11 protein-coding genes are annotated in these 12,600 nt (G+C 68.5%); 8 read left to right on the forward strand and 3 right to left on the reverse strand.

Translation table 11 applies throughout. The features are described 5' to 3' along the window. Window position 1: 1 nt before the first annotated feature. Genes ACYVKR_RS02400 through ACYVKR_RS02410 form a run of 3 tightly spaced genes read right to left on the reverse strand, consistent with a single transcriptional unit; the run spans window position 2 to window position 3,984 of the window. Window positions 2-2,062 carry a transglutaminase TgpA family protein gene (locus tag ACYVKR_RS02400; protein ID WP_460479138.1) on the reverse strand — a complete coding sequence of 687 codons (2,061 nt, stop codon included), beginning with the start codon at window positions 2,060-2,062 and terminating at the stop codon, window positions 2-4. Between the two features lie 18 nt (window positions 2,063-2,080). Continuing rightward, window positions 2,081-3,052, reverse strand: coding sequence for a DUF58 domain-containing protein (locus ACYVKR_RS02405; protein ID WP_460479140.1), 972 nt, complete (start codon window positions 3,050-3,052; stop codon window positions 2,081-2,083). Between the two features lie 2 nt (window positions 3,053-3,054). Continuing rightward, window positions 3,055-3,984, reverse strand: coding sequence for an AAA family ATPase (locus tag ACYVKR_RS02410; protein WP_460479141.1), 930 nt, complete (start codon window positions 3,982-3,984; stop codon window positions 3,055-3,057). A 92-nt stretch (window positions 3,985-4,076) separates the two neighbouring features. On the opposite strand from ACYVKR_RS02410, the gene ACYVKR_RS02415 reads away from it, so the two are divergent. From ACYVKR_RS02415 to ACYVKR_RS02450, 8 genes are all read left to right on the forward strand, one after another. Next, the gene (locus ACYVKR_RS02415; RefSeq protein WP_460479142.1) at window positions 4,077-4,982 is read left to right on the forward strand and encodes a histone deacetylase family protein; all 906 of its coding nucleotides are present in this window, start codon (window positions 4,077-4,079) and stop codon (window positions 4,980-4,982) included. Between the two features lie 10 nt (window positions 4,983-4,992). Next, window positions 4,993-5,772 carry a Clp protease/crotonase-like domain-containing protein gene (locus ACYVKR_RS02420; RefSeq protein WP_460479143.1) on the forward strand — a complete coding sequence of 260 codons (780 nt, stop codon included), beginning with the start codon at window positions 4,993-4,995 and terminating at the stop codon, window positions 5,770-5,772. Between the two features lie 127 nt (window positions 5,773-5,899). Then, entirely contained in the window at window positions 5,900-7,162 is a 1,263-nt protein-coding gene (locus ACYVKR_RS02425; protein ID WP_460479144.1) for a mechanosensitive ion channel family protein, read from the forward strand. Between the two features lie 172 nt (window positions 7,163-7,334). Then, a complete protein-coding gene (locus ACYVKR_RS02430) occupies window positions 7,335-8,090 on the forward strand; it encodes an electron transfer flavoprotein subunit beta/FixA family protein (protein ID WP_460479145.1) in 756 nt (251 codons plus the stop codon). A gap of 34 nt (window positions 8,091-8,124) precedes the next feature. Further along, a complete protein-coding gene (locus ACYVKR_RS02435; RefSeq protein WP_460479147.1) occupies window positions 8,125-9,057 on the forward strand; it encodes an electron transfer flavoprotein subunit alpha/FixB family protein in 933 nt (310 codons plus the stop codon). 96 nt (window positions 9,058-9,153) lie between these two features. Beyond that, window positions 9,154-10,941: an acyl-CoA dehydrogenase gene (locus ACYVKR_RS02440; protein WP_460479148.1), complete on the forward strand. Its 1,788-nt coding sequence runs from the start codon at window positions 9,154-9,156 to the stop codon at window positions 10,939-10,941. A 67-nt stretch (window positions 10,942-11,008) separates the two neighbouring features. Continuing rightward, window positions 11,009-11,959, forward strand: a complete 951-nt coding sequence (locus ACYVKR_RS02445) for an NAD(P)H-dependent flavin oxidoreductase (protein ID WP_460479149.1) — start codon at window positions 11,009-11,011, stop codon at window positions 11,957-11,959. Then, on the forward strand, window positions 11,959-12,519 hold the full coding sequence (locus ACYVKR_RS02450; RefSeq protein ID WP_460479150.1) for a DUF1439 domain-containing protein: 561 nt from the start codon (window positions 11,959-11,961) through the stop codon (window positions 12,517-12,519). The genes ACYVKR_RS02445 and ACYVKR_RS02450 overlap by 1 nt, the downstream gene beginning before the upstream one ends. Window positions 12,520-12,600: the final 81 nt, after the last annotated feature.

Consider the following 12,600-nt stretch of genomic DNA (forward strand, 5'->3'; position numbering starts at 1 on the left):
TTTATACCTTGCGGGCCTGCCCCTTCAGCGTATTCCAGGGGAGTGTCTTGAACTGTTTTTGCAATTGGCGCAGCGTGGTGGTGGATGCGTCCGCCTCGCCGCCGTAGCGCCAGCGCTCCATGGCCCGCAGCCAGGCCGCGAAGGGCCGTGCCCCGTCGCCCTGCAACTCGCGCAACTGGCGGGCCAGCGCGCGCGGCGTGGCGCTGGCGGGTGTCTCGATGCCGCGCCGCTCCAGCTCGGCGCGGGCGCGCTGCAGCAGCGCCAGCCAGGGGTCGGCATGGCGCTTGCGCCACAGCACGACGCCGCCGGTGACGAGCGCCGCGGCCGCGAACAGGCCGCCCAGCAGCCGCACCAGGTCCTGCCAGTCGGGCGTCTCCATGCCCCAGGAGCGCAGCAGGTTCATCTGGTCGCGCTGGGTGTAGTTCAGCACCCACTGGTTCCAGCCGTTGTTGACGGCCTCCCACACCGCGCGCAACTGCTCGAAGGTGCCGAGTGCGACGGGATTGGTGATGGCGCTGCCGAACATGCCCTGTGGCGCGGCCAGGCGCTGGCCCGTGCCCACGCGGCCGGGCATCACGGCGCCGGTGGGGTCCACGCGCAGCCAGCCGCGCTCGCGTCCCATCCAGACCTCGGCCCAGGCATGGGCGTCGGCCTGGCGCACCGTCCAGTAGCCGTCCACCGAATTGATGGTGCCGCCCTGGTAGCCGGTGACGATGCGCGCCGGCACGCCCGCCGCGCGCAGCGCGATCACGAAGGCCGAGGCGATGTGCTCGCAGAAGCCCTCCTTGCGGTCGAACCAGAACTCATCCGCCGCCTGCGCGCCGTAGGTGCCCGGCTCCAGCGTGTAGCGGTAGCCCTGGCCGCGCAGCTGCGCCAGCAGCCGTTCGACCAGCGCCTGCGTGGGGTCGGGCGAAGACGCCAGCTCGGCCTGCAGCTGCTGCACCCAGGCGCGGGTACGCGGGCTCGACGAATGCGGCAGCTGGCGGTTGCGCGCCAGCTCCTGCGCGCCGGCCTGCATGCCGAAGCGGTAGTTCAGATGGCTTTGCATGCGGATGCGCGTGACCTCGTTGACCGGCTGGCTACTGATCCACTGCAGGTCGGCTGTCGCATAGCCGCGGCCGCGGGGCAGGGCGGGGGCCTCGGTCATCAGGTCCAGCGGCAGCAGCCAGCCGCGCTTGCTGGCCTCCAGCGTCATGTCGTAGGCGATGGGCTCGCCCTGCACCTGTAGGTCGCCCGCCGGGCGCGGGATGTGGGCGCGCACGCCGGCCGAGCCGCTCCAGCGGCGGCCGTCGAAGTGGCTCAGCACCGGGCCGCGGAAGTACAGCGCCGACAGCGGCGGCGCCTGGTTGCCCGGCGTGAGGAAGCGGATGCGGAAGGCGATGGCCTCGTCCATCGCCAGCGACGCGACGCTGCCGACCTCCATCTCGTCCGACAGGCCGCTCTTGCCCGCGCTGTCGTTCATGGGCACGCCCCACAGCGGCGCCATGCGCGGGAACAGCAGGAACAGTGCCACCGTGAGCGGCGCGCCGATCAGCATCATGCGCAGCGCCAGGCCCGCGGCCTGCGCGAACGCGGGCCGGCCCACCGGCATGTGGGCGGTGACCAGCGCGGTCAGCAGGCCCACCAGGCCCAGCAGGATGGCCAGCGCCGTCAGCAGCGACTGCGACTGGAAGAAGTTGCTGAGCATGGTGAAGAAGCCCAGGAAGAAGACCACCATCGCGTCGCGCCGGCTGCGCAGCTCCAGCGTCTTGAGCGCCAGCAGCATCACCACCAGCGTGACGCCCGCGGCCGGGCCGACGATGGTCTTGAACGTGGCCACCGTGAGGCCCACGGCCATCGCCAGCAGCGCCAGCAGCACCCAGCGGCTGGGCAGCGGCCAGCGCCGCACGGCGATGGCGCCGCGCCACAGCAGCATGGCCAGCGCCAGCGCGCTGGCCCACACGGGCAGCGTGCCCAGCTGCGGCAGGATGATCCAGGCCACCACGCAGAGCAAAAACACCGTGTCGCGCACGTCGCGCGGCAGGTTTGCTATGGTATTTCTAGCTATTTGCGCTTGGTACATAAGGGCTGGAGGCTGATTTCATTCCAAAGCCAGCGCGCGCAGGCAGTCCTGCACATGCGCCTGCCCGCGGTCGGGCGCCATGGTGCGCGAAGCCAGCCGCAGGCCGAAGCGGCAGCCGCTGGCCTCGGCCTGCAGCACCCAGGCCGCCAGCCGCGACAGCCGGGCCTCGCGCTCGGCCAGGCCGCAGTGGCGCTCGTCCAGCCACAGCTCCTGCTGCAGGTTCTGCTGGTTGTCGCGCACCAGGAGCGCATCCGAGCCGCTGGCCAGCGCCGTGGCGGCCTTCTTCCAGACCACGAGCTTCAGCGGGTCGCCGCGGCGGTAGCCGCGCACGCCGTCGAAGTCGCCGGCCACGGCATGGCGTGCGGCCGAGCTGCCCTGGGCGGCATGCGGCTCGCCCTGCGGCAGCGGTGGCGGCAGCACCTCGGGCGCGGGGTAGACCAGCACCTCGCCGGCCGGGCGCCACACCGTCCACAGGCGGAACACGCCCAGCGGAAAGCGTGTCTCGATCACCATCGCCGGCAGCGGATGCAGGCCGCGCCGTTCGGGGTGCATGGCCAACTGCAGGCTGGCCTGGTCCTGCGCGGCCACGTCCACCAGGTTCCATTCGGCGCTGCCGTGCATGGCGCAGGCGATGGCATGGCGGCTGCGCGCGTCGGCATTGAGCAGCTGCACCGCGAACTGCACCGCCTGCCCGGCGAACTGCGGCGCGGGCGGCTGGGTGCTCAGCGCCAGCCCCAGCAGTGTGCGGTAGCCCACGGCGATGGACACCAGCGCGCAGCCGGTGAGCAAAAAGGTCAGCAAATAGCCCAGGTTGAGCTGGAAGTTGATGCTGGCCACCAGCAGCACCAGCAAAGTCAGCGCCAGCATCCAGCCGGCGCCGGTGGGCAGCAGGTAGAGGTTGCCGCGGTGGATGTGGTGTTGGTCGCTGCGCGGCAGCCGCGCCAGCCACCAGCCGCGCCAGCGCGAGCGAAGGGCAGATCGGGCTGTCACGCCTACTGCAGCGGCACGCTGTCCATCATGGCCCGCACCTGCGCCAGCGCGCCGCGCCCGGCCTGGCCCACGGGCACCATGCGGTGCGCCACCACCTGGGGCAGGATGGCCTGCACGTCGTCGGGCGCCACGTAGTCGCGCCCGGCGATCAGCGCGTGCGCCTTGGCGGCGCGCACCAGGCCGATGCCCGCGCGCGGCGACAGCCCCTGCGCGAACCAGCGGCCCGAGCGCGTCGCGGCGATCAGCGCCTGCACGTAGCGGATCAGCGCATCGCTGGCGCGCACGGCCAGCACCTCCTGCTGCAACAGCTGCAGCTCGGTCTGCGAGACCAGGGGCGGCAGCTGGTTCACCAGGTCGCGGTGGCCCTGGCCGTGGTGGCCCGACAGCAGCTGGAACTCGGCCGCCTCGTCCGGATAGCCCAGCGAGATGCGCATCAGGAAGCGGTCGAGCTGGCTCTCGGGCAGCGCGTGGGTGCCGAGCTGGTCCAGCGGGTTCTGCGTGGCGATCACGAAGAAGGGCTGCGGCAGCGCGCGCGTGGCGCCTTCCACCGTCACCTGCTTCTCCTCCATGGCTTCGAGCAGGGCGCTCTGTGTCTTGGGGCTGGCGCGGTTGATCTCGTCGGCCAGCAGCACCTGGGTGAACACCGGGCCGGGGTGGAAGACGAAGCCCTCGCGCCCGCGCTCGTAGACGGACACGCCGGTCAGGTCGCTGGGCATCAGGTCGGCGGTGAACTGCACGCGGGTGAACTGCAGGCCCAGGGTGCGCGCCAGCGCGTACGACAGCGTGGTCTTGCCCACGCCCGGCACGTCCTCGATCAGCAGATGCCCCCCTGCGAGCAGGCAAGTCACGCAGTCCTGTACCTGAGCCGATTTGCCGACGATGGCCGTGTTAAGCTGGTTCAATAGCTTGTTGATGGTTTGCCTTGCTTGCATGGTGTAACCATAAACTACAAATAGAACCACGGAGACAGTTGACGGTGAGCAAGACCGGTTATTTCACCCATCGCGATTGCTGGAAACACGACATGGGGCCCGGCCACCCCGAATGCCCGGGCCGGCTCGACGCCATCGAGGACCGCCTGCTGATGACCGGCGTGGGCGATGCGCTGGACCGCCGCGACGCGCCCAAGGCCACGGTGTCCGACCTCGAGCTGGCGCACGACCGCCTGCACATTGCGGCGATGCGCGGCATGTCGCAGCTGGCGGCCGACAACAAGGCCGTGGGCGGCCCCACGACGCTGATGCTCGACACCGACACCTCGATGAACGAGTTCACCTGGGATGCGGCGCTGCGCGCCTCAGGCGCGGCGCTGGCCGCGACCGACGCGGTGATGAGCGGCGAGCTGGAGAACGCCTTCTGCGCCGTGCGCCCGCCCGGCCACCACGCCACGCGCAGGCAGGCCATGGGCTTTTGCTTCTTCAACAACGTGGCGCTGGCGGCCAAATACGCGCTGATGCGCCACCAGCTCAAGCGCGTGGCCATCGTCGACTTCGACGTGCACCACGGCAACGGCACCGAGGACATCTGCGCGGGCGACCCGCACATCCTGATGGTGAGCATCTTCCAGCACCCGTTCTACCCGTTCAGCGGCGACCAGCACCCGGCCGCGAACATGGTGAACGTCCCGGTGCCGGCCTACACCAAGGGCATGGAGATCCGCGAGATCGTCGAGATGCACTGGATTCCGCGGCTCGAGGAATTCCGCCCCGAGATGATCTTCATCAGCGCCGGCTTCGACGCGCACCGCGACGACGATATGGGCCAGCTCGGCATGACCGAGAGCGACTACGCCTGGATCACCCACCGCATCAAGGACGTGGCGCGGCGCTTCTGCATGGGGCGCATCGTCTCGTGCCTGGAGGGCGGCTACGTGATGGGGCCGTTGGCCGCCAGCGTCGAGGCCCACATCCGGGTGCTGGCCGATCTGTGAGGAAACTACGATGAACCCCATCCTGCAAGAACAGCGCGACGCGCGCGGCGTGGTCACGCTGACGATGAACGACCCGCAGCGCTTCAACGCGCTGGGCGACGACATGCTGCAGGCGCTGCAGACAGCGCTGGATGCGCTGGCGCGCGATGAGGGCGTGCGCGCCGTGGTGCTGGCCGCCGAGGGCAAGGCCTTCTGCGCCGGGCACAACCTCAAGGACATGGCGGCCCACCCCGAGCAGGCCTGGTACCACCGGCTGTTCGACCGCTGCACGAAGGTGATGCTGTCCATCCGCAAGCTGCCGGTGCCGGTGATCGCCCGCGTGCACGGCATGGCCACGGCCGCGGGCTGCCAGCTGGTGGCGCAGTGCGACCTGGCCGTGGCCAGCAGCGCCGCCAGCTTTGCCACCAGCGGCATCCAGTACGGCCTGTTCTGCGCCACGCCCAGCGTGCCGCTGGTGCGAAACATGCCGTTCAAGCCGGCGATGGAGATGCTGCTGACCGGGGAGTTCATCGATGCCCACGAGGCCCGGGCGCAGGGCCTGGTCAACCGCGTGACCGAGCCCGACCGGCTCGACGCCGAGGTCGAGCGGCTGGTGGCCGCCATCGTCGCCAAGCCCCGCGCCGCGGTGCAGATGGGCAAGGCCCTGGTCTACCAGCAGCGCGAGCTGGGGCTGGAGGCCGCCTACCAGCTCGCCGGCCAGTGCATGGCCGCGAACATGATGGATGCCGACGCGCAGGAGGGCGCCCAGGCCTTCGCCGAGAAACGCCTGCCCCGTTGGCGCGGTGCGTAAGAAATAGTAAAAAAGATAGCTGCTAGCGCTTGATGGATAAGCGCTGGAGGCCAAAAATACCTGTAATTCAGGCCCGGCATCCCGCGTGCTGTAATCTCGGATGCTCTGACAGGGACAGGGCGATCCGATGGATATTTTCGACAAGCTGATTCAAGATTTTCGCGGTACCAACACGGCGCTGGAACTGGGCATCCTCCTGGTCAGCCTGCTGCTGGCCTATGGTGTGGCGCGGGCCGTGCAGTCGCGCCACGATGCCGCCAAGCCCTCCGTGTGGCTCGGGCGCACGGTGCTGGAGGGGGCGCTGTTTCCCATCCTGGCGCTGCTGTTCACCACCGTGGCCCGCACGGTGGCCGAGCACTACACCAGCGTGTTCGTGCTGCGGCTGGCGGTGCAGATCCTGCTGTCGCTGACCGTCATCCGCCTGGTGGCGCGGGTGCTGGCCAAGACCTTCCCGCGCTCCACCATCGCGCGCCTGGTCGAGCGCATCTTCTCGTGGCTGGCCTGGGGCGTGGCGGTGCTGGGCAGCCTGGGCGTGCTGCCCGAGGTGATGGCCGAGATGAACGCCATCCAGTTCGCCTTCGGCAAGGCCAATGTCAGCCTGCTGGGCGTGATCGAGGGCCTGCTGGCGGTGGGGCTGGTGATCATCGTCGTGCTGTGGCTGTCCGCCACCTTCGAGGAGCGGGTCATCGACGAGACCATCACCGACCTGTCGATGCGCAAGATGGCGATGAACCTCACGCGCATCGTGCTGCTCACGGTGGGCCTGCTGTTCGCGCTGTCGGCCGTGGGCATGGACCTGACGGCGCTGTCGGTGCTGGGCGGCGCGCTGGGCGTGGGCCTGGGCTTCGGCATGCAGAAGATCGCGTCCAACTACGTCAGCGGCTTCCTGGTGCTGCTCGAGCGCGCGCTGCGCATCGGCGACAACGTGCGGGTCGACGGCTTCGAGGGCCGCATCACCGACATCCGCACGCGCTACACCGTCATCCGCGCCGGCAACGGCCGCGAATCCATCGTGCCGAACGAGTCGCTGATCACCCAGCGGGTGGAGAACCTGTCGGCCGCCGACCTCAAGTTCGGCCTCAGCACCAACATCGTCGTAGGCGCGGACAGCGACGTGGCCACGGTGCAGCGCGTGCTGACCGAGGCGGCGCTGGCCCAGCCGCGCGTGCTGCGCGTGCCCGAGCCGGCGGCCTTCCTGGTCAACTTCGCGCCCGACGGGCTGGAGTTCAGCCTGAACTTCTCGATCAGCGACCCGGGCAACGGCCAGGCGAACATCCGTTCGGCCGTCAACATCGCGGTGCTGGAAGGGCTGCGCCAGCAGGGTATAGACATTCCGTTTCCGCAGCGGGTGGTGCATCTTCAGAGGGCGGAACTGTCCAAAAGTATCTAACAAGCGTTTCAAGAATTTTGAGCGCGCCGTTAACGAAATTGGAAAGAACTCTGCTTCCGGTTGTGCGATGATGCGGGCCAGCATAAAAATCATGGGCGTTTTGCCGTGTCTGCCCACGGGCGGATGAAGGCGCCATCGTTTCGTTTTTTGACAATAGCTTAGGAGTCACTTCATGAAAGTATTGGTACCGGTGAAGCGGGTGGTGGACTACAACGTCAAGGTGCGTGTGAAGTCCGACGGCAGCGGCGTGGACATCGCCAACGTCAAGATGAGCATGAACCCCTTCGACGAAATCGCGGTGGAAGAGGCCGTGCGCCTGAAGGAAAAAGGCGTGGTCACCGAGGTGATCGCCGTCTCCTGCGGCGTGGCCCAGTGCCAGGAAACGCTGCGCACCGCCATGGCCATCGGCGCCGACCGCGGCATCCTGGTCGAGACCCCCGCTGACCTCGACCTGCAGCCGCTGGCCGTGGCCAAGCTGCTCAAGGCCCTGATCGACAAGGAACAGCCCGGCCTCGTGATCCTGGGCAAGCAGGCCATCGACGACGACTGCAACCAGACCGGCCAGATGCTGGCTGCGCTGGCCGACCTGCCCCAAGCCACCTTCGCCTCCAAGGTCGAAGTCGCCGGCGACAAGGTGAACGTGACCCGCGAAGTGGACGGCGGCCTGGAAACCCTGAGCCTCGCCACGCCCGCGGTCATCACCACCGACCTGCGCCTGAACGAGCCGCGCTACGTGACGCTGCCCAACATCATGAAGGCCAAGAAGAAGCAGCTCGACACCTTCAAGCCCGAAGACCTGGGCGTGGACGTTGCTCCCCGCATCAAGACCCTGAAGGTCAGCGAGCCGCCCAAGCGCGGCGCCGGCGTCAAGGTGCCCGACGTGGCCACCCTCATCGACAAGCTCAAGAACGAAGCCAAGGTCATCTAAGGCTCATCACAACAACATCGAAAGGACACCAGCCATGACCGCACTCGTTATTGCAGATCACGACAACGCCAGCATCAAGAGCGCCACCCTCAACACCGTGACGGCCGCCAAGGCCTGCGGCGGTGACGTGCACGTGCTCGTCGCCGGCGAGAACGCCGCCGCCGCCGCTGCCGCCGCCGCCCAGATCGCCGGCGTCGCCAAGGTCATCCACGCCGACGGCGCGAGCCTGAAGAACGGCCTGGCCGAGAACGTCGCCGCGCAAGTTCTGGCCATCGCCGGCAACTACAGCCACATCCTGTTCCCCGCCACCGCCGGCGGCAAGAACGTGGCCCCCCGCGTGGCCGCCAAGCTCGACGTCGCCCAGATCAGCGACATCACCAAGGTCGACGGCCCCGACACCTTCGAGCGCCCCATCTACGCCGGCAACGCCATCGCCACCGTGCAATCGGGCGACGCCACCAAGGTCATCACCGTGCGCGGCACCGGCTTCGACGCCGCGGCCGCCACCGGTGGCAGCGCAGCGGTTGAAACCGTGGCCGCCGCAGCCGATTCCGGCAAGAGCAGCTTCGTGGGCTCCGAGATCGTCAAGAACGACCGTCCCGAACTGACGGCCGCCAAGATCATCGTCTCGGGCGGCCGCGCGCTGGGCAGCGAAGAGAAGTTCAAGGAAGTCATCACCCCGCTGGCCGACAAGCTGGGCGCCGCCATCGGTGCCAGCCGCGCCGCGGTGGACGCGGGCTACGCGCCGAACGACCTGCAGGTCGGCCAGACCGGCAAGATCGTGGCGCCGCAGCTGTACATCGCCTGCGGCATCTCGGGCGCCATCCAGCACCTGGCGGGCATGAAGGACTCCAAGGTGATCGTGGCGATCAACAAGGACCCCGAGGCACCGATCTTCTCGGTGGCCGACTATGGGCTGGAGGCGGACCTGTTCGCCGCCGTGCCCGAGATGGTGGGCAAGCTGTAAGATACGCCGCGAGGCGAATCACACGACAAGGGGCATCCGCTGGATGCCCCTTTTTTTGTCGAAATTCCGGCTTGCTTGAACTTAGGGAGACAGACGATGAGCTACAAGGCCCCCGTGCGGGACATGCTGTTTGCGATGGAACACCTGGCGCAGATCGACCAGGTGGCGCAGATACCGGGCTTCGAGGATGCGGGCCTGGATACCGCGCAGGCCGTGCTGGGGGAGTGCGCCAAGTTCAACGAAGGCATCCTCGCACCGCTGAACGTCACCGGCGACACCCAGCCCTCGTCGTGGAAGGACGGCAGCGTCACCACCACGCCCGGCTTCAAGCAGGCCTACCGCCAGTACGCCGAAGGCGGCTGGCAGGGCCTGCAGCACGCGGTGGACTTCGGTGGCCAGGGCCTGCCCAAGACCATCGGCGCGGCCTGCGTGGAAATGCTCAACAGCGCCAACCTCAGCTTCGCGCTGTGCCCGCTGCTGACCGACGGCGCCATCGAGGCGCTGCTGACGGCCGGCAGCGATGCACTCAAGGCCACCTACCTCGAGAAGCTGGTCACCGGCGAGTGGACCGGCACCATGAACCTCACCGAGCCCCAGGCCGGCTCCGACCTCGCGCTGGTGCGCACCAAGGCAGAGCCCCAGGGCGACGGCACCTACAAGGTCTTTGGCACCAAGATCTTCATCACCTACGGCGAGCACGACATGGCGGACAACATCGTCCACCTGGTGCTGGCCCGCGTGGCCGGCGCGCCCGAAGGCGTCAAGGGCATCAGCCTGTTCGTCGTGCCCAAGTTCCTGGTCAACGCCGACGGCTCGCTGGGCGCGCGCAACGACGTGCACTGCGTCAGTATCGAGCACAAGCTCGGCATCAAGGCCAGCCCCACGGCCGTGCTGCAGTTCGGCGACCACGGGGGCGCTGTCGGCTACCTCGTCGGCGAGGAGAACCGCGGCCTCGAGTACATGTTCATCATGATGAACGCCGCCCGCTACGCCGTCGGCGTGCAAGGCATCGCCGTGGCCGAGCGCGCCTACCAGCACGCCGCGGCCTACGCCAAGGAGCGCGTGCAAAGCCGCCCTGTGGACGGCAGCGCCAAGGCCAGCGCCACCATCATCCACCACCCCGACGTGCGCCGCATGCTCATGACCATGCGCGCGCTCACCGAAGGCTGCCGCGCCATGGCCATCACCGCGGCGGCCGCGTTCGACGCGGCCCACCACCACCCCGATGCCGACACGCGCAGCCAGAACCAGGCCTTCTACGAATTCCTCGTGCCGCTGGTCAAGGGCTACAGCACCGAGATGAGCCAGGAAGTGGCCAGCCTGGGCGTGCAGGTGCACGGCGGCATGGGCTTCATCGAGGAAACCGGCGCGGCCCAGTACTACCGCGACGCCAAGATCCTCACCATCTACGAAGGCACCACCGCCATCCAGGCCAACGACCTGGTGGGCCGCAAGACCGTGCGCGACGGCGGCCAGCTCGCCAAGGGCGTGGCCGCGCAGATCGAGCAGACCGAGGCCGCGCTGCGCGCTGCCGGCAGCGACGGTCAGGCCCTGGCCAAGCGCCTGCAGGCCGCACGCCAGGCCTACCTTGAGGTCGTGGACTTCATCGCCGCGCAGGGCAAGGGCGAGCCCAACCAGGCCTACGCGGGCAGCGTGCCGTACCTGATGCTGGCGGGCAACCTGGTCGCGGGTTGGCAGATGGGGCGCGCGCTGCTGGCGGCGCAGGGGCTGTTGCAGGCGGGACAGGACGAGGCCTTCGGGCGCGCGAAGATCGCCACCGCTCGTTTTTATGGCGACCATGTGCTGGTGCGCACCCAGGCGCTGCGCGATGCGGTGCTGCACGGTGGGGCATCGGTGATGGCTCTGACCATCGAGGATTTTTGATTGCTATGTAAATAATAGCTGTTGGCGCTTGATGGTAAAGCGCTAAAGCCATTTTTGAAGGATATCCATGTCTCGTCTCCCCGCCGTACTGCAGCGCGTACCCTTTCCGGTGATCTGTTCGCCGATGTTCATCGTCAGCACGCCGGAGCTGGTGATTGCCCAGTGCAAGGCCGGCATGGTGGGCTCGATGCCGGCGCTCAACGCCCGTCCCGCCGAACAGCTGGACGACTGGCTCGCCGAGATCACCGAAACGCTGGCCGCCCACAACCGCGCGCACCCCGACCGCCCGGCCGCGCCGTTCGCGATCAACCAGATCGTGCACAAGAGCAACGACCGCCTGGACCACGACATGCAGGTCTGCGCCAAGTACAAGGTGCCGATCATCATCACCTCGCTGGGCGCGCGCGAGGACGTGAACCATGCCGTGCACGACTGGGGCGGCGTGGTGCTGCACGACATCATCAACAACAAGTTCGCGCGCAAGGCCATCGAGAAGGGCGCCGACGGCCTGATCGCCGTGGCGGCCGGCGCCGGCGGCCATGCGGGCGTCAAGAGCCCGTTCGCGCTGGTGCAGGAGATCCGCGAGTGGTTCGACGGCCCGCTGGCGCTGTCGGGCAGCATCGCCAACGGCCGCGCCGTGCTGGCCGCGCAGGCCATGGGCGCGGACTTCGCCTACATCGGCTCGGCCTTCATCGCCACCGAGGAGGCGCGCGCCGTGGATGCCTACAAGCAGATGATCGTGGCGTCCAACTCCGACGACATCATCTACAGCAACCTGTTCACCGGCGTGCACGGCAACTACCTGGTCCCGTCGATCCGCGCGGCCGGCATGGACCCGGAGAACCTGCCCGAGTCCGACCCGAGCAAGATGAGCTTCGGCAGCGGCCGCAAGGCCTGGAAGGACATCTGGGGCAGCGGCCAGGGCATCGGCGCGGTGAAGGCCGTGCTGCCGGCCGCCCAGTTCGCCGACCGCCTGAAGAAGGAATACGCCCAGGCACGGGCGCAGCTGCTGGGGTGATGTTCCGTCGCCAAGCCCTGGGTGTGCTGCTGGTGCTGGCCGGCCTGTGTGGCGCCGCGCAGGCCGCATCCGGCCCGGGGGAACGCAGCATCTCCATCTCGCGCCAGCAGTTGCAGCAGGCCGTCAGCAGCCGGTTCCCGCTGGCCCGCTCATGGCAGGGCCTGGTCGTGCTGCAGCTCGACCGGGCGCAGGTGCAACTGCAGCCCGAGGCCAACCGGCTGCAGACGGTGGTGGACCTGTCGGTGACCGAGAAGCTGCTGGGCACGCGATACCCCGGCCGCATGCAGCTGGATTTCGGCCTGCGCTTCGACGAGGCGGGCGCCTCCATCCGCATGCACCCGGTGACGGTGCAGCAGCTGCACCTGGACGGCGTGCCCAGCGAGTACCAGGCGCTGTTCCAGGCCCAGGCGCCGCGGCTGGCCGAGCAGGTGCTCGACAACCTGGTGCTCTACCAGCTGCCAGAATCGCAGAAGATGCTGCTCGACGGCCTGGGCTACGGCGTGCGGCGTTTCGAGGTGCTGCCGGATGGGCTGCGCGTGGTGCTGGGCCCCAAGGGATGACGCCAAGGACGCTCCTGTCAACCAGGGCAGGGCCAGCCGCGTTACAAATAGATTGTCCTCTCTGTCGGAAGGCCCCGTGCC

The sequence above is a fragment of the Comamonas humi genome (assembly GCF_054782535.1).